The 17,014-nt window shown below is 73.5% G+C and carries 12 protein-coding genes and 2 pseudogenes; 1 reads left to right on the forward strand and 13 read right to left on the reverse strand.

Annotated features, from left to right (window positions below; translation table 11 throughout):
- Positions 1–1,905, forward strand: a 1,905-nt coding sequence (locus AB0D66_RS32705; protein ID WP_362310830.1) for an MMPL family transporter, incomplete at its 5' end; no start/stop codon positions are given.
- On the opposite strand, the gene AB0D66_RS32710 is transcribed toward AB0D66_RS32705, so the two are convergent.
- The 13 genes and pseudogenes from AB0D66_RS32710 to AB0D66_RS32770 all read right to left on the reverse strand — a co-directional run bounded on the left by AB0D66_RS32710 (position 1,902) and on the right by AB0D66_RS32770 (position 16,643).
- Positions 1,902–2,741: a PaaX family transcriptional regulator C-terminal domain-containing protein gene (locus AB0D66_RS32710; RefSeq protein WP_362310831.1), complete on the reverse strand. Its 840-nt coding sequence runs from the start codon at positions 2,739–2,741 to the stop codon at positions 1,902–1,904. The two genes, AB0D66_RS32705 and AB0D66_RS32710, sit on opposite strands and share 4 nt — an antisense overlap.
- A gap of 59 nt (positions 2,742–2,800) precedes the next feature.
- On the reverse strand, positions 2,801–3,628 hold the full coding sequence (locus AB0D66_RS32715; protein WP_362310832.1) for an Asp/Glu racemase: 828 nt from the start codon (positions 3,626–3,628) through the stop codon (positions 2,801–2,803).
- 11 nt (positions 3,629–3,639) lie between these two features.
- Complete coding sequence (locus AB0D66_RS32720; protein WP_362310833.1) at positions 3,640–4,545, reverse strand: fumarylacetoacetate hydrolase family protein; 906 nt, start codon at positions 4,543–4,545, stop codon at positions 3,640–3,642.
- Positions 4,546–4,561: 16 nt separating this feature from the next.
- Positions 4,562–5,677 (reverse strand): cupin domain-containing protein, encoded by a 1,116-nt coding sequence (locus AB0D66_RS32725; protein WP_362310834.1) that lies wholly within the window; start codon positions 5,675–5,677, stop codon positions 4,562–4,564.
- Positions 5,674–6,675 (reverse strand): carbon-nitrogen hydrolase family protein, encoded by a 1,002-nt coding sequence (locus AB0D66_RS32730; RefSeq protein ID WP_362310835.1) that lies wholly within the window; start codon positions 6,673–6,675, stop codon positions 5,674–5,676. Before AB0D66_RS32730 ends, AB0D66_RS32725 begins: the two co-directional genes overlap by 4 nt.
- Positions 6,676–6,689: 14 nt before the next feature.
- Positions 6,690–8,993, reverse strand: a complete 2,304-nt coding sequence (locus AB0D66_RS32735; protein WP_362310836.1) for an FAD-dependent monooxygenase — start codon at positions 8,991–8,993, stop codon at positions 6,690–6,692.
- Entirely contained in the window at positions 8,975–9,418 is a 444-nt protein-coding gene (locus AB0D66_RS32740) for a thioesterase family protein (RefSeq protein WP_362310839.1), read from the reverse strand. The genes AB0D66_RS32735 and AB0D66_RS32740 overlap by 19 nt, the downstream gene beginning before the upstream one ends.
- A gap of 111 nt (positions 9,419–9,529) precedes the next feature.
- Positions 9,530–10,627 (reverse strand): annotated as a pseudogene (locus tag AB0D66_RS32745) (AMP-binding protein); the annotation flags it as partial.
- An 11-nt stretch (positions 10,628–10,638) separates the two neighbouring features.
- Positions 10,639–11,640, reverse strand: coding sequence for a carbon-nitrogen hydrolase family protein (locus tag AB0D66_RS32750; RefSeq protein WP_362310835.1), 1,002 nt, complete (start codon positions 11,638–11,640; stop codon positions 10,639–10,641).
- Positions 11,641–11,654: 14 nt separating this feature from the next.
- Complete coding sequence (locus AB0D66_RS32755) at positions 11,655–13,958, reverse strand: FAD-dependent monooxygenase (RefSeq protein ID WP_362310837.1); 2,304 nt, start codon at positions 13,956–13,958, stop codon at positions 11,655–11,657.
- Positions 13,940–14,383: a thioesterase family protein gene (locus tag AB0D66_RS32760; protein WP_362310839.1), complete on the reverse strand. Its 444-nt coding sequence runs from the start codon at positions 14,381–14,383 to the stop codon at positions 13,940–13,942. Before AB0D66_RS32760 ends, AB0D66_RS32755 begins: the two co-directional genes overlap by 19 nt.
- A gap of 117 nt (positions 14,384–14,500) precedes the next feature.
- Positions 14,501–16,099, reverse strand: a pseudogene (locus AB0D66_RS32765) (AMP-binding protein); the annotation flags it as partial.
- A 115-nt stretch (positions 16,100–16,214) separates the two neighbouring features.
- Positions 16,215–16,643 carry an ATP-binding protein gene (locus AB0D66_RS32770; RefSeq protein ID WP_362310838.1) on the reverse strand — a complete coding sequence of 143 codons (429 nt, stop codon included), beginning with the start codon at positions 16,641–16,643 and terminating at the stop codon, positions 16,215–16,217.
- Positions 16,644–17,014: the final 371 nt, after the last annotated feature.

A 17,014-nucleotide genomic window follows, 5' to 3' on the forward strand; every position in this document is an offset into this window, starting at 1 on the left:
GAGATGCCCGCGCCGAAGGAGGAGGACCCGCCCGCCTTCCTGAGCGAGGACCACTCGCAGACCCCCGCGGTCAGCCCCGCGATGACCGCGCCGGACCGGAGCTTCGGGCTCCTCACCGTCCGGCTGGCCGGCAACTCCCTGGACCCCGGCCTCCAGCGCGTCTACCGCGCCTTCCACGACCGGGCCGAGGAGGCGTTCGAGGAGGCCGGGATGCGCACCGGATTCACCGGCGGCCTGGCCGACCTCACCGACACGGCCGACGCCGAGAAGACCACCCAGACCGTCGTCGGCATCGTCATGGTCGGCCTGATCGTGCTGATCAACATCCTGGTGTTCCGCAGCGCCCTCGCCGCCTTCGTACCGCTGCTCGCGGTGGTCGTCGTCGGCGGTGCCGCGGCGGGCACGGTGATCGGCGGGGCGGTGCTCGCCGGGATCAAGCTGGACCCCTCCACCCCGAGCATGATCAGCGTCGTGCTGATCGGCATCGGCGTCGACTACTTCCTCTTCCTCCTCTTCCGCTTCCGGGAACAGCTGCGCTCCCGCCCGGAGCAGCCCGCCCGGGAGGCGGCGGCGGAGGTCAGCGCCCGGGTCGGCACGGCGATCACCTCGGCCGCCCTGACGATCGTGGCCGCCTTCGCCACCCTCGCCGTCGCGACCTTCGGGCAGTTCCGCGTCCTCGGTCCCGCCATCGCCGTGTCCGTACTGGTCATGCTGCTGGCCAGCCTCACCCTGATGCCCGCGCTGCTCGCGGCCGCCGGCCGCCGGATGTTCTGGCCCTCGCGCGCCCTGAAGCGGCAGCCCGCGGAAGGGGCGGCCGCGCGCTTCGGCGCCCTGGTGGCCCGCCGCCCGCTGAGCCTCGTCCTCGCCTCGGTCGCCCTGCTGGGCGCCCTCGCGGCCGGACTGGCGGGCATCCGGATGGACTTCGGCCAGGGCGGCGGGAACCTCGAGACCCCGGCCGCCGCCACCGCCGCCGAGATCACCCGCGCCCTGCCCGCCGGGGTGTCCGACCCGGCCACGGTCTACGTCACCTCGAAGGACGGCCGCGCCCTCGACCCCGCGGGGATCGAGGCCCTGCCCCGGGCGCTCGGCGCGGTCGACGGCGTCGGCAGGATCGGCGCCACCACCCTCAACGAGGACCGCACGGCCGCCCGTTTCGACCTCTACCTCACCCCGGGCCCCCAGACCGAGCAGGCCCGCGACCTCGTCTCCGGCCCCGTCCGCACCACGATCGCCGACGCGGTCCCCGCGGGAACCGAGGCCCACGTCGGCGGCACGGCCGCGGTCTTCGCCGACATCTCCACCGCCGTCGACCACGACCTCAGGATCGTCTTCCCGGTCGCCGCGGCGCTGATCGCCCTGATCCTGCTCGTCCTGCTGCGCAGCCTGCTCGCCCCCGCGATCCTCATGATCGCGGTCGGCCTCGGGTTCGCCGCCACCCTCGGCGCCTCCGCCCTCTTCTTCCAGCACCTGCTCGACGAGCCGGGCGTCAACTTCGTGCTCCCGCTGGTGCTGTTCCTCTTCGTCGTCGCCCTCGGCACCGACTACAACATCCTGATCAGCGACCGCATACGCGAGGAGATGGAACGCCCCGGCCCGGCCCGCGCGGCCGTCGCCCGGGCCGTGCGGCACACCGCGCCCGCGATCGCCACGGCGGGCGTCGTCCTGGCGGCCTCCTTCGGCAGCCTCGCCGTCAACACGAACCCCTCCACCCGGCAGATCGGCTTCGCGACGGCCCTCGGCATCATGCTCTCGGCGTTCGTCCTGTCCATCGTGCTGGTGCCCGCCCTCGCCGCGCTCCTCGGCCGCAGGACCTGGTGGCCGGTCCGCCCCGGCGGCGCCCGGGGCCGCCACCAGGACCCGTCCCGGGCCGCGAGCCCGGACCAGGACCGCGTCCCCGTCGGCTAGGCCTGGGCCGGGGCCGTCAGGCCCGTCACGTCCTGGACGTGGCGCAGGCTCGGTTCCAGCAGCACCGAGTGGAGCTGCTGGAACACCTGGCGTGCCGCGACCGCGTTCCAGTCCGCCGGGAGCAGTTCGCTGGGCAGGCCCGGGTCCAGGTAGGGCAGGCGGCGCCACTGGGTGAGCAGCGGTACGTAGTGGCGGAACGCCTGCGCGGGGTCCGGGTCGGGCCCGGCGGCCGGGCCGGCCGCCACGGGGGCGTAGGTGTCGGTGAACGCCGCGTACTGGGTCTGGATCGCCGGGAAGTCCCACCACGAGCTGACCGTTTCGGACAGGTCGCTGAAGGCGGCGTACTCGGCGGCGGCGAACAGGTGGACGTAGTCGCTGAGTCCGAGCCGCTCCAGCATGCCGCGCGCGTCGTCGAGCAGCCGGCCGGGCGCAAGCCAGACCCCGGGGGCGATGTTGCCGAAGCCGAGCCAGGTCAGCCGGGTGCGCAGCTGGTAGCGGTGGGAGCGCTCGGACTCCGGCACGGAGAAGACCGCCATGGCCCAGCCGTCGGCGAGGTCGGCGGGTTCGAGGCTGGCGAAGATCCGGCGGTCCCCCTCGTCGAAGACGGGGTGGGCGGCCGGGCTGAGCCGGTACCCGGTGGCGCCCCGGCGCTCCGGTTCGAGGACCCCGCGCTTCTTCAGGCGCGAGATCGCCGAGCGCACGGCCGGTCCGTCGACGTCGAGTTCCCCCATCAGCGTGATCAGGTCCGCGATGGAGATCCAGCCGCCGAGGCGGCGCAGGAACGCGCCGTAGACCGTGTTGATCAACGAGCTGGGCCGAAGGGGGCTGTCCGACATGATCGCCTTCCGTTGTACGCGGTCGCGATCATATCCAGCCCTCCCCCGGCCCCCTCGGGCTACCGGGGCGAAGGAGCCTGCGCGTAGGCGCCGGAGAGCAGGTGTCCGGCCCCCGGGGCCACGGCGTCGAGGTCCAGGGCGCGCAGCATCTGGTGGGCGGTGCAGACGGCCGCGGACACGACGGGCTTGCCCAGGAGCTGTTCGGCATCCTCGATGGCGGTCAGCGACGGCATCTGCACGCAGGCGGACAGGACGACCGCATCGGCCTCGGCGTAGTCCAGCGCCCGGGCCAGGCCGGGCAGCCGGGCCGGGTCGTGGGCGGCTACGTCGAGGTTGTCCGGGATCTCCAGGGCCTGGTGGTCCAGGACCTCGATGCCCTCGTGGCCGAGGTAGTCGACGACGGTCCGGGTCAGCGGGCGCATGTACGGGGCGAGCAGCACGACCTTCCGGGCGCCGAGCGTGTGCAGCCCGTGGACCAGGGCCCCGGCGCTGGTCACCACGGGCGCGGGGCCGCCGTTCTCCGCTGTGCGCAGGTGCAGGCGCTCCTGCGCGGTGCGGTGGTAGCCGAGGCCCATGCTCATGATGGCGACGAGGCAGGCGTAGCCGAGGACGTCGACGCGGGCGTCGGAGAGTTCCACGGCGCAGCGGTCGGAGTCGGCGTCCATGGCCTTGAGCTGCTCCGGGGTCACATGGGTCATGCGCATGCGGCTGGAGTGGAAGGTGAACCGCTCGTCGGGTACGAGGCTCTGGCGGGCCCGCAGGATCGCCGGGATCTCGGTCTCCATGGTGACGTTGGAGCTCGGCACGATCTGGCCGATGCGGAAGGTGCGGCCGGTGGTGCGGTCGGTGCGGTCGGTGCGGTCGGTGCGGTCGGTGCGGTCGGGCATGGGGGGGCTCCTCAGCGGGCGTCGACGACGGGGTTGGTCAGGGTGCCGATCAGCTCGACGGTGGCCTCCACGGTGTCCCCGGGGAAGAGGAACTCCGGCGGGACCATGCCGGCGCCGACGCCGGAGGGCGATCCGGTCGCGATGACGTCTCCGGGCTCCAGGGTCATGCCGGAGCTGATGTCGGCGATGAGGCGGGCGATGGGGAAGAGCATGTGGCGGGTGTTCGACTTCTGCTTGGTGACGCCGTTGACGCGCAGCGAGAGGTCGAGGGCCATGGGGTCCGGGATCCCGTCCGCGGTGACCACCACCGGGCCGAAGGGGGCGTAGGAGTCCTGGCCCTTGGAGAAGAACCACTGTCCGGAGCGGCGCTGGTCGCGGGCGCTGATGTCGTTGACGATGCCGTAGCCGAAGACGTGGTCGTACGCCTCCTCCTCGCTGACCCGGAAGGCGGTGCGGCCGATGACCACGGCCAGTTCGCACTCCCAGTCGAGCTGGGTGGTGAGGTCGGCGTTGTGCAGGATGGGCTGCCCCGGCCCGGTGACCGCGGTGGCGGGCTTGGAGAACAGGACCGGGCGCGGGGGGCGCTCCTTGTCGGTGTCCAGGCTGCGGCTGGACTCCGCCACGTGTTCCACGTAGTTGAGCCCGACCCCGATGATCTTGCCGGGGCGGTGCGGGGCGCGCAGGGTGACGTCGTCCAGGCGGTGCACGGATCCGGCGGGCCGGCCCGCCGGGTCGGCGGCGAGCAGGCGCCCGGCGGTCTCCCGCGCGGCGGGGCCCGCCTGGATGAAGGAGAGCAGGTCGTGCGGGAGGCTCACGCCGGCCCGGTCGGCGAGGGCGGCCAGGTCGACGACGAGGCCGTCGGCCTCGGCGCCCAGGCGTTCGGCGGAGTCGGCGGTGGTGAAGGTCAGCAGTCGCATGGGGATTCCTCGGGGGTCAGGCGGTGACGGGCTGGTGGCCGCCGTGGTCGGGGTACGCCTCTTCCCGGTGGAAGCCGAGCGAGCGCATGACGGGGAAGTCGTTGAAGGAGAACAGGCAGGCGTCCTCGGAGGGGTCCAGGTTGTGGTGCTCGTGCCAGGCCCAGGACGGGACGCAGAAGATGTCGCCCTCGGTCCAGTCGAAGCGGCGCCCCGCGATCACCGAGAACCCGCGGCCCTTGGCGGCCGTGTAGACCACCGATCCGGTGTGGCGGTGCGCGCGGGTGGCCTGGCCCGGTCGCAGCAGCTGCATGTGGGCGCCCATGGTGGGCATGACCGAGCCGCCGGTGAGGGGGTTGGTGTACTCGGCGATGACTCCGTCGTACGGGGAGCCCTCTTCGGCCTCGGCGAGTCCCAGCAGGGCTTCGTACGTCGGCTCCCAGGGGAAGGCGAGCAGCGGCGAACAGGGCCGGGTCCACTTCTCCGAGCCGTACGGCAGCAGGTGCGCCGCGTACGTCAGGACGGAGGAGTTGATGACCTTCCCGGGCTTCTGGTGGAGCTCGGGGTGCACCTCGTAGAACCCGGCGTCCAGGGCGTTGACCAGTGGGATGTCGAGTCCGTCCTGCCAGATGACGGGGGCGTCGGCGGATTCGTTGCCGTGCTCGTGCCAGGTGCCGTTGGGCGTGATGGCGAAGTCGCGGGGGCCGACCTTCAGCTTCTGGCCGTCGACGATCGTCCAGGCTCCGGTGCCCTCGTGGACGAAGCGCAGGGCGGCGGCCTGGTGGCGGTGCGCGGTCATCGCCTCGCCGGGCCCCATGATCTGCAGGCCGGTGTAGAGGAGTCCGGCGGCGGCGCTGACGTCCCGGCGGCCGGGGTTGACGAGCATCACGACGCGGCGGCCGGCGTCGTCGGCCCGGACCAGGCCGAGCGCCTTGTGGACCAGGGGGCGCAGATCGGCGTAGCGCCAGAGCACGGGAACCGACTCGGGCTGCGGGTACCAGGGCTCGATGTCGTTGGCGACGGTCCACAGCGCGCCGGCGTCGAGGGCGCCGAGCTCCTCGTAGTAGGCGGCGAGTTCGGGGGTGTCGGTCACCCGGGCGCGGCCGAGGGCGGTGTCGTCCTGCTCGGTGGTCATGCGTCCTCCTCGGAGGCGGTGGTCGGGGGGCACGGGGGCACGGTGAACGCCACGGGCAGGCGGGGGCGGTTGTCGACTTCGAGGCGGAAGACGTCGAAGCGGTTGTAGTGGCCGACGATGTCGTGCATCTGCTTGGGCTGGACGCAGCGGGCCAGGTCGATCTCGCCGTACACGATGCCCTCGTCGTCGACGAGGGGCTCGCTGACCGGGCGGCCGTCGGGGCCGAAGATGCCGGACAGGGCGCTGCGCGGCCGGGTGAACTGCTTGCGCAGTTCCCCGTCGTCCCCGGCGAGGGTGTCGACGATCTCCGGGGAGACGGTGGAGCAGGCGACGACGGAGAAGACCTTGCCCTCGAAGCTGTGGGCGGCGGTGCGCACGGCGATGGCGTCGGCCATGTCGTAGTCGGCCGGGGCCACGGGCAGGGCGATGTAGCAGGAGGCGTGCACGAGTTCGCCCTGCGCGAGGAGGGCGAAGCGGGCCAGGGTGTTGGTGTTCTCGCCGCAGGCCAGTACGCCGAGCGGTCCGACGGGGGTGGCGTGGACCCGCAGCGAACTGCCGTCGCCGCCGGTCCAGGTGAGCTTCTCCGCCCAGGTGGGAACCAGTTTGCGGTGGACGCCCAGGATCTCGCCGTCCGGGCCGATGGTGAGCAGGGTGTTGTGCAGGACGCCGAGGCTGTACGGGACCCGCTCGTTGACGCCGATGACCAGCGTGACGGCGTGCCGGCGGGCGGCGGCGCACAGGGCGTCGACGTGCGGGCCGGGGATGTCGACCGAGGCGGCCCGCAGCCGCTCGAACCAGGGCGAGCCCTGGACCGGGTTCATCGTCCAGTTCCAGTATGGGTATCCGGGGACGAACACCTCGGGGAACACGACGAGTTCGGCCCCGTTGCCGGCGGCCTCGGCGATCAGGGCGACGGCCTTGTCGACGGTGGCGGCGGGATCGAGGTAGACGGGTGCGGCCTGGACGGCGGCGGCCGTGAAACGGCGCAGGTTGTCCATGGGGGGGACCTCCGCTATCGGGGTGCGGGAGCCGCGGCGACGCGCGGCAGCCAGCGGCGGTGGACGGGTTCGGCGGGCGGCCTGAGCAGTTCGAGGCGGGGCGGGACCCGGTCGGTGCGGGCGGCCGGGGGCCGGCGGCGGCCCGCCGCCCAGGACGGCGCCCAGGGCGCCGCGGGCCCCTGGTAGCCCTGGGCTGCCGCGGCGTGCAGGGTCCACAGGGGGTCGTGCAGCTGGGCCCGGCCGACGCCGCAGAGGTCGGCCCGGCCGGCCAGGATGATCGAGTTCACGTCGTCGTAGGTGGAGATCGCGCCGACGGCGATGGTGGGGACCCCGGTGGCGTTGCGGATCAGGTCGGCGTACGGGGTCTGGTAGCTGCGGCCGTAGCGGGGCCGTTCGTGGGCGACGACCTCTCCGGTGGAGACGTCGATCGCGTCGGCGCCCGCCTCGGCGAGGGCGCGGGCCACGCCCACGGCGTCGGTCTCGGTGAGGCCGCCCTCGGCCCAGTCGGCGGCGGAGATCCGCACCAGCAGGGCCTTGCCGAAGGGCCACACCGCGCGTACGGCGCGCAGCACTTCGAGGGGCAGGCGCAGCCGTCCGGCCAGGTCTCCGCCGTAGGCGTCGGTGCGCCGGTTGGTCAGCGGGGAGAGGAAGCCGGAGAGCAGGTGGCCGTGTCCGTACTGCAGTTCCAGCGCGTCGAAGCCGGCCCGGTCGGCACGCCGGGCCGCGGACACGAAGTCCCGTACGAGCGCGTCCATGTCGGGCCGGCCGGGCTCGCGCGGCAGGCGGCTGCGCGCGTCCCAGGACGTTCCCGAGGCTGCGACGGGCGGCGCGTCGCCGGTGACGGCGCGGCGTCCGGCGTGGGTGAGCTGGATGCCGAGGAGGGTGTCGCGCTGGCCGTGGACGAAGCGGGTGATGCGCCGCCAGGCCGCTTCCTGCTCGTCGTTCCACAGCCCGGGGCAGCCGGGGGTGGCCCGGCCGTCGGCGCTGACGGCGGTCATCCCGGCGAGGACCAGGCCGGAGCCGCCGAGCGCCTGTGTGCCGAGGTGGACCAGGTCGAAGTCGCCCGGCACCCCCTCGCGGGCGGTGTCCAGTGCGGTGGGCGGTACGACGACCCGGGTGCGCAGCAGCAGTCCGCCGAGCCGGAGGGGCCGGAACATGGGCGGTACGGGCGAGGAGCCGTTGACCGCGTCCGTGAAGCCCTCGTCGCGCACGCGCAGGTTGTCGTAGGTGACGCGGCGGCTGCGGGTGAGCAGGTTGAAGGCGAACTGGTGCGGGTCCTGGCCGGTGTAGCGGTCGATGTGCTCGAACCACTCCAGGCTGGCCTGGGCGGCCCGCTGGGTGGACTCCACCACCGGCTTGCGCTCCTCCTCGTACGCGGCGAGCGCCCGCGGAACGTCGGGGTGTTCGTGCAGGCAGGCGGCCAGGGCGAGGGCGTCCTCCATGGCGAGCTTGGTGCCGGAGCCGATGGAGAAGTGCGCGGTGTGGGCGGCGTCGCCGAGCAGGACGATGTTGCCGCTGCGCCAGGTGCGGTTGCGCACGGTGGTGAACCGCAGCCACTTGGAGTTGTTGGGCAGGAGGCGGTGGCCGTCGAGGTGCGCCGCGAGGAGCTCCTCGCAGCGCCGGATGCTCTCCGTGTCGCTCGCGCCCGGCGGGAGCTCGCGGCCCTCGGACTCCGCGAAGCCCGCACGGCGCCAGGCGTCCTCGGACATCTCCACGATGAAGGTGGAGCGGGTGTCGTCGTACGGGTAGGCGTGCACCTGGAGCGTGCCGAAGTCCTGCTCGTCGACGATGAAGGTGAAGGCCTCGAAGACCTTGTCGGTGCCGAGCCACATGTAGCGGCCGGCGCGTTCGTCGAGGTCGGGCCCGAAGGTGTCGGCGAAGGCGGCGCGGGTGGCCGACCGTACGCCGTCGCAGGCCACCACCAGGTCGTACCCGGCGGCGAGTTCGGCGGCCGGCGGGGCCTCGGTGCGGTAGCGGACGTCGACCGCCAGGGCGGAGCAGCGCTCCTGGAGGATCCGCAGCAGGTGCCGCCGGCCGAGGGCGGCGAAGCCGTGGCCGCCCGAGGTGAGGGTGCGGCCCCGGTAGCGGATGTCGATGTCGGTCCAGCGGGCGAACCGCGCCGACATGGCCTCGAACGTCTCGCGGTCGGCCTGGGCTATGCCGTCGAGGGTCTCGTCGGAGAACACGACGCCGAAGCCGAAGGTGTCGTCGGGGGCGTTGCGCTCCCAGACGGTGATCTCCCAGTGCGGGGAGAGCTGCTTGGCCAGGGCCGCGAAGTACAGCCCGCCGGGTCCCCCTCCTATGACTGCCACGCGCACGGCGTGCCTCCCAGTGGTTCCGAAGCGATGAGGAGCTCGGCCCGTTGCGGGCCCGCTGTGGTGAGTACGGCCCGTACGTCCTCGGGCCAGGGGGTGGCCCCGGTGGCGCGGGCGGCCGAGTGGGCGACGACCATCTGTCCGGTGGCCGCCTCCTCCCCCTGCTCGCCGTGGACCGTGAAGGCGTAGTGCAGGGAGCGGTCGCCGACCTTGGTGACCCTGAGCTCGGTGCGCACGGCGTCCCCGAACCAGAGCCGCGCCCGGTAGTCCGCCTCGAAGTGGACCCGGGGCGTGCTCCCGAAGAGGTGGGCCAGGCCCAGGCGGCGCAGCAGGACGGCCTCGGCCGCCTCGACCCAGCGCACGACGGTGGAGTGGTGGTAGTGGCCGGCGGCGTCGGTGTCGGGCCATTCGACGCGGCGCTCCACCACGACGCTCGGCAGCCGCGGGGGCCCGGCGGGCTCGCGGGGGCCGGCCGGCTCGGCGGGTTCGGCGCCCTCGGGGGGTGCGGCGGCCTCGGGGGGTGCGGCGGCCCGGGCCGCCCGGCTGCGCAGCTCGGCGCGCTGGAGCTTGCCGGAGCCGGTGCGCGGGAGCTCCGTCACGAACTCCACGGCGCGCGGGTACTTGTAGGGGGCGATGGTCTGCTTGACGTGGTCCTGCAGTTCGCGGGCCGTGGCCGGATGCGCGGGGATGTCCGCGCGCAGGACCACGTACGCCTTGACGATCATGCCGCGCCGTTCGTCGGGGGCGCCCACGACGCCGCACTCCTCGACGTACGGGTGGGCGGCGAGGGCCTTCTCGACCTCGGGGCCCGCGATGTTGTAGCCGGAGGAGACGATCATGTCGTCGCTGCGGGCGACGTACCAGAAGTAGCCCTCGGCATCGCGGACGTAGGTGTCGCCGGTGATGTTCCAGCCGTTCCTGACGTACGAGGCCTGGCGCGGGTCGGCGAGGTAGCGGCAGCCGGTGGGGCCGGTGACGGCGAGGAGGCCGGGCTGCCCGTCGGGCACGGGATCGCCCTGTTCGTCGACGACGGCGGCGCGGTAGCCGGGCACCGGGCGGCCGGTGGAGCCCGGCCGGATGTCCTCGTCGGCCGCCGAGATGAACACGTGCAGCATCTCGGTGGCGCCGATGCCGTCGATGATCTTCAGTCCGGTGGCCTCGTGGAACGCGTGCCACACCGGGGCGGGCAGCGGCTCTCCGGCGGACACGCAGCGGCGCAGTCCGGCGAGCCGGTCCGCCGCCCCGGCCGCCATGATCGCGCGGTAGGCCGTGGGGGCCGTGAACAGGACGGTCACCCCGTGCTCCGCGACGAGGTCGGCCAGCTGCTGCGGGGCCGCCTGCTCGATCAGCAGGGTCGCGGCGCCGACGTACAGCGGGAAGACCACGAGTCCGCCGAGCCCGAAGGTGAAGGCGAGTGGCGGCGTTCCGGTGAACACGTCGTCCGGGCGGGGCTTGAGGACGTGCCGGGAGAAGGTGTCGGCAGTGGCGAGGACGTCGCGGTGGAAGTGCAGGGTCGCCTTGGGGCGGCCGGTCGTGCCGGAGGTGAAGGCGATCAGCGCCACGTCGTCGGCGGCCGTGGCGACGGTCGTGAAGCGGCCGTCCTTGGCCGCGCACCGCGCGGTCAGGTCCTCGGGGCCGGGCTCGGTGGTCATGCGTCCTCCTCGGAGGCGGTGGTCGGGGGGCACGGGGGCACGGTGAACGCCACGGGCAGGCGGGGGCGGTTGTCGACTTCGAGGCGGAAGACGTCGAAGCGGTTGTAGTGGCCGACGATGTCGTGCATCTGCTTGGGCTGGACGCAGCGGGCCAGGTCGATCTCGCCGTACACGATGCCCTCGTCGTCGACGAGGGGCTCGCTGACCGGGCGGCCGTCGGGGCCGAAGATGCCGGACAGGGCGCTGCGCGGCCGGGTGAACTGCTTGCGCAGTTCCCCGTCGTCCCCGGCGAGGGTGTCGACGATCTCCGGGGAGACGGTGGAGCAGGCGACGACGGAGAAGACCTTGCCCTCGAAGCTGTGGGCGGCGGTGCGCACGGCGATGGCGTCGGCCATGTCGTAGTCGGCCGGGGCCACGGGCAGGGCGATGTAGCAGGAGGCGTGCACGAGTTCGCCCTGCGCGAGGAGGGCGAAGCGGGCCAGGGTGTTGGTGTTCTCGCCGCAGGCCAGTACGCCGAGCGGTCCGACGGGGGTGGCGTGGACCCGCAGCGAACTGCCGTCGCCGCCGGTCCAGGTGAGCTTCTCCGCCCAGGTGGGAACCAGTTTGCGGTGGACGCCCAGGATCTCGCCGTCCGGGCCGATGGTGAGCAGGGTGTTGTGCAGGACGCCGAGGCTGTACGGGACCCGCTCGTTGACGCCGATGACCAGCGTGACGGCGTGCCGGCGGGCGGCGGCGCACAGGGCGTCGACGTGCGGGCCGGGGATGTCGACCGAGGCGGCCCGCAGCCGCTCGAACCAGGGCGAGCCCTGGACCGGGTTCATCGTCCAGTTCCAGTATGGGTATCCGGGGACGAACACCTCGGGGAACACGACGAGTTCGGCCCCGTTGCCGGCGGCCTCGGCGATCAGGGCGACGGCCTTGTCGACGGTGGCGGCGGGATCGAGGTAGACGGGTGCGGCCTGGACGGCGGCGGCCGTGAAACGGCGCAGGTTGTCCATGGGGGGGACCTCCGCTATCGGGGTGCGGGAGCCGCGGCGACGCGCGGCAGCCAGCGGCGGTGGACGGGTTCGGCGGGCGGCCTGAGCAGTTCGAGGCGGGGCGGGACCCGGTCGGTGCGGGCGGCCGGGGGCCGGCGGCGGCCCGCCGCCCAGGACGGCGCCCAGGGCGCCGCGGGCCCCTGGTAGCCCTGGGCTGCCGCGGCGTGCAGGGTCCACAGGGGGTCGTGCAGCTGGGCCCGGCCGACGCCGCAGAGGTCGGCCCGGCCGGCCAGGATGATCGAGTTCACGTCGTCGTAGGTGGAGATCGCGCCGACGGCGATGGTGGGGACCCCGGTGGCGTTGCGGATCAGGTCGGCGTACGGGGTCTGGTAGCTGCGGCCGTAGCGGGGCCGTTCGTGGGCGACGACCTCTCCGGTGGAGACGTCGATCGCGTCGGCGCCCGCCTCGGCGAGGGCGCGGGCCACGCCCACGGCGTCGGTCTCGGTGAGGCCGCCCTCGGCCCAGTCGGCGGCGGAGATCCGCACCAGCAGGGCCTTGCCGAAGGGCCACACCGCGCGTACGGCGCGCAGCACTTCGAGGGGCAGGCGCAGCCGTCCGGCCAGGTCTCCGCCGTAGGCGTCGGTGCGCCGGTTGGTCAGCGGGGAGAGGAAGCCGGAGAGCAGGTGGCCGTGTCCGTACTGCAGTTCCAGCGCGTCGAAGCCGGCCCGGTCGGCACGCCGGGCCGCGGACACGAAGTCCCGTACGAGCGCGTCCATGTCGGCCCGGCCGGCCTCGCGCGGCAGGCGGCTGAGCTCGTCCCAGGCCAGTCCCGAGGCTGCGACGGGCGGCCCGTCGCCGGTGACGGCGCGGCGTCCGGCGTGGGTGAGCTGGATGCCGAGGAGGGTGTCGCACTGGCCGTGGACGAAGCGGGTGATGCGCCGCCAGGCCGCTTCCTGCTCGTCGTTCCACAGCCCGGGGCAGCCGGGGGTGGCCCGGCCGTCGGCGCTGACGGCGGTCATCCCGGCGAGGACCAGGCCGGAGCCGCCGAGCGCCTGTGTGCCGAGGTGGACCAGGTCGAAGTCGCCCGGCACCCCCTCGCGGGCGGTGTCCAGTGCGGTGGGCGGTACGACGACCCGGTTGCGCAGCAGCAGTCCGCCGAGCCGGAGGGGCCGGAACATGGGCGGTACGGGCGAGGAGCCGTTGACCGCGTCCGTGAAGCCCTCGTCGCGCACGCGCAGGTTGTCGTAGGTGACGCGGCGGCTGCGGGTGAGCAGGTTGAAGGCGAACTGGTGCGGGTCCTGGCCGGTGTAGCGGTCGATGTGCTCGAACCACTCCAGGCTGGCCTGGGCGGCCCGCTGGGTGGACTCCACCACCGGCTTGCGCTCCTCCTCGTACGCGGCGAGCGCCCGCGGAACGTCGGGGTGTTCGTGCAGGCAGGCGGCCAGGGCGAGGGCGTCCTCCATGGCGAGCTTGGTGCCGGAGCCGATGGAGAAGTGCGCGGTGTGGGCGGCGTCGCCGAGCAGGACGATGTTGCCGCTGCGCCAGGTGCGGTTGCGCACGGTGGTGAACCGCAGCCACTTGGAGTTGTTGGGCAGGAGGCGGTGGCCGTCGAGGTGCGCCGCGAGGAGCTCCTCGCAGCGCCGGATGCTCTCCGTGTCGCTCGCGCCCGGCGGGAGCTCGCGGCCCTCGGACTCCGCGAAGCCCGCACGGCGCCAGGCGTCCTCGGACATCTCCACGATGAAGGTGGAGCGGGTGTCGTCGTACGGGTAGGCGTGCACCTGGAGCGTGCCGAAGTCCTGCTCGTCGACGATGAAGGTGAAGGCCTCGAAGACCTTGTCGGTGCCGAGCCACATGTAGCGGCCGGCGCGTTCGTCGAGGTCGGGCCCGAAGGTGTCGGCGAAGGCGGCGCGGGTGGCCGACCGTACGCCGTCGCAGGCCACCACCAGGTCGTACCCGGCGGCGAGTTCGGCGGCCGGCGGGGCCTCGGTGCGGTAGCGGACGTCGACCGCCAGGGCGGAGCAGCGCTCCTGGAGGATCCGCAGCAGGTGCCGCCGGCCGAGGGCGGCGAAGCCGTGGCCGCCCGAGGTGAGGGTGCGGCCCCGGTAGCGGATGTCGATGTCGGTCCAGCGGGCGAACCGCGCCGACATGGCCTCGAACGTCTCGCGGTCGGCCTGGGCTATGCCGTCGAGGGTCTCGTCGGAGAACACGACGCCGAAGCCGAAGGTGTCGTCGGGGGCGTTGCGCTCCCAGACGGTGATCTCCCAGTGCGGGGAGAGCTGCTTGGCCAGGGCCGCGAAGTACAGCCCGCCGGGTCCCCCTCCTATGACTGCCACGCGCACGGCGTGCCTCCCAGTGGTTCCGAAGCGATGAGGAGCTCGGCCCGTTGCGGGCCCGCTGTGGTGAGTACGGCCCGTACGTCCTCGGGCCAGGGGGTGGCCCCGGTGGCGCGGGCGGCCGAGTGGGCGACGACCATCTGTCCGGTGGCCGCCTCCTCCCCCTGCTCGCCGTGGACCGTGAAGGCGTAGTGCAGGGAGCGGTCGCCGACCTTGGTGACCCTGAGCTCGGTGCGCACGGCGTCCCCGAACCAGAGCCGCGCCCGGTAGTCCGCCTCGAAGTGGACCCGGGGCGTGCTCCCGAAGAGGTGGGCCAGGCCCAGGCGGCGCAGCAGGACGGCCTCGGCCGCCTCGACCCAGCGCACGACGGTGGAGTGGTGGTAGTGGCCGGCGGCGTCGGTGTCGGGCCATTCGACGCGGCGCTCCACCACGACGCTCGGCAGCCGCGGGGGCCCGGCGGGCTCGCGGGGGCCGGCCGGCTCGGCGGGTTCGGCGCCCTCGGGGGGTGCGGCGGCCTCGGGGGGTGCGGCGGCCCGGGCCGCCCGGCTGCGCAGCTCGGCGCGCTGGAGCTTGCCGGAGCCGGTGCGCGGGAGCTCCGTCACGAACTCCACGGCGCGCGGGTACTTGTAGGGGGCGATGGTCTGCTTGACGTGGTCCTGCAGTTCGCGGGCCGTGGCCGGATGCGCGGGGATGTCCGCGCGCAGGACCACGTACGCCTTGACGATCATGCCGCGCCGTTCGTCGGGGGCGCCCACGACGCCGCACTCCTCGACGTACGGGTGGGCGGCGAGGGCCTTCTCGACCTCGGGGCCCGCGATGTTGTAGCCGGAGGAGACGATCATGTCGTCGCTGCGGGCGACGTACCAGAAGTAGCCCTCGGCATCGCGGACGTAGGTGTCGCCGGTGATGTTCCAGCCGTTCCTGACGTACGAGGCCTGGCGCGGGTCGGCGAGGTAGCGGCAGCCGGTGGGGCCGGTGACGGCGAGGAGGCCGGGCTGCCCGTCGGGCACGGGATCGCCCTGTTCGTCGACGACGGCGGCGCGGTAGCCGGGCACCGGGCGGCCGGTGGAGCCCGGCCGGATGTCCTCGTCGGCCGCCGAGATGAACACGTGCAGCATCTCGGTGGCGCCGATGCCGTCGATGATCTTCAGTCCGGTGGCCTCGTGGAACGCGTGCCACACCGGGGCGGGCAGCGGCTCTCCGGCGGACACGCAGCGGCGCAGTCCGGCGAGCCGGTCCGCCGCCCCGGCCGCCATGATCGCGCGGTAGGCCGTGGGGGCCGTGAACAGGACGGTCACCCCGTGCTCCGCGACGAGGTCGGCCAGCTGCTGCGGGGCCGCCTGCTCGATCAGCAGGGTCGCGGCGCCGACGTACAGCGGGAAGACCACGAGTCCGCCGAGCCCGAAGGTGAAGGCGAGTGGCGGCGTTCCGGTGAACACGTCGTCCGGGCGGGGCTTGAGGACGTGCCGGGAGAAGGTGTCGGCAGTGGCGAGGACGTCGCGGTGGAAGTGCAGGGTCGCCTTGGGGCGGCCGGTCGTGCCGGAGGTGAAGGCGATCAGCGCCACGTCGTCGGCGGCCGTGGCGACGGTCGTGAAGCGGCCGTCCTTGGCCGCGCACCGCGCGGTCAGGTCCTCGGGGCCGGCTCCGCCGTAGGGGATGACCGGCAGGCCGGGCAGGCCGGCCGCGTCGAGTTCCCCGGCGTGGCGGTGGTCGCAGATCGCGGCCGCCGGCCGGCTGATGTCGTGGAGCTCGGCGAGTTCGGCGGCGCGCAGCAGCGGCATGGTCGTGACGGCGACGCAGCCGGCCTTCAGGACGCCGAACCAGGCGGCCACGAGCCAGGGGTTGTTGGGACCGCGCAGCAGGACGCGGTTGCCGGGGCGCAGGCCGAGGTCCTCGGTGAGGACCTGGGCGACCTGGTTGGCCCGCAGCTGCAGGTCGCCGTAGGTCCACCGGTCGGTCGGGGTGAGCAGGGCGGGCCGCTCGGGGCCCAGGCGTTCGACGGCGTCGTCGAGCAGTCGCCGGGCGCAGTTGAGCCGGTCCGGGTAGTCCAACTCCGGTAGGTCGAAGTGGAGTTCGGGCCACAGGGGGTCGGGCGGCAGCCGGTCGCGACAGAAGGAGTCGGCGTGCGCGGAAGGGGAGAGCTCCATGGGGCGGCACCTCAATCAGGGAGCAGCGGGGGAGACGGGAGCAAGGTATGTCGAATATTTGGCGTCCGTCAACATTCCGCGATATCGCTGCCGTCACGACCGGCCGGTCCGCGACTCAGGCCGCCGGAATGCGGACGTGGACGGATTTGCCGAACTCATCGGCCGACACGACGAGTTCACCGCCCATGTCGGCCACCAGCAGCTGGACCATCAGCAGCCCCCGCCCGCATTCGGCGTCCGGATCGAACGCCGCTCGCGGTGCGGGCAGCAGCGGGAGCGAGGCGCCCTGGTCGGCGACCTCCAGCCGCAGCCAGCCGCCGCCGGAGGCCACCGCCACCCGCATCCGGCCGGCGCCCACGTGCCGCACGACGTTGCCGACGAGCTCGCTGACGGCCAGCAGCAGGGCGTCCGAGGCGTCGAGGGGGAGCCGCCATCCGTCTAGCACGGCCCGGACGCGGGCCCTGACCTGCGGAACGGCCGCCGGGAGGGGGTCGGTGACCCAGTGGGTGAAACTGCGAACCTCGTGGCCGGCGGTGGTGAGCATGACGTGCTCCCGGAGGGGGAAGGCGCCGCATCCGCTGGAGTGGCTCGTGTAACCGATCCCGAACCGGGACAGCCCCTGGGCTTGTGGTCAGCGGAAACGCATCGCTAGAGTCGTGATTACACGTGTAACACATTACGTCTCCCCCGGTGGCCTGCGCAAGCATTTCGGACAAACGTCACGAAGCCTGCGCCCTGCCCCGGCCGCCCCGCCTTGGAAGGGCCGCAATGACGCAATCTCCCCCGGCATCCCTCCCGTCCGGATTCGACACCGCCGACATGACCTGGCCGCCCCCGCCGTTCCGGCCCCCGGTGCCGGCCGTGACCGGCCCGGACGGCGTGCGCCGCTTCGACGGGATCACGTACGCGACCACG

It is taken from the genome of Streptomyces sp. NPDC048270 (assembly GCF_040652335.1).
Lineage (GTDB): Bacteria > Actinomycetota > Actinomycetes > Streptomycetales > Streptomycetaceae > Streptomyces.

Coding starts and splice junctions, on each gene's coding strand:
- AB0D66_RS32725 (WP_362310834.1), bottom strand. CDS start 5,677: ATGACCACCGAGCAGGACGACACCGCCCTCGGCCGCGCCCGGGTGACC.
- AB0D66_RS32770 (WP_362310838.1), bottom strand. CDS start 16,643: ATGCTCACCACCGCCGGCCACGAGGTTCGCAGTTTCACCCACTGGGTC.
- AB0D66_RS32715 (WP_362310832.1), bottom strand. CDS start 3,628: ATGCCCGACCGCACCGACCGCACCGACCGCACCGACCGCACCGACCGC.
- AB0D66_RS32710 (WP_362310831.1), bottom strand. CDS start 2,741: ATGTCGGACAGCCCCCTTCGGCCCAGCTCGTTGATCAACACGGTCTAC.
- AB0D66_RS32730 (WP_362310835.1), bottom strand. CDS start 6,675: ATGGACAACCTGCGCCGTTTCACGGCCGCCGCCGTCCAGGCCGCACCC.
- AB0D66_RS32720 (WP_362310833.1), bottom strand. CDS start 4,545: ATGCGACTGCTGACCTTCACCACCGCCGACTCCGCCGAACGCCTGGGC.
- AB0D66_RS32750 (WP_362310835.1), bottom strand. CDS start 11,640: ATGGACAACCTGCGCCGTTTCACGGCCGCCGCCGTCCAGGCCGCACCC.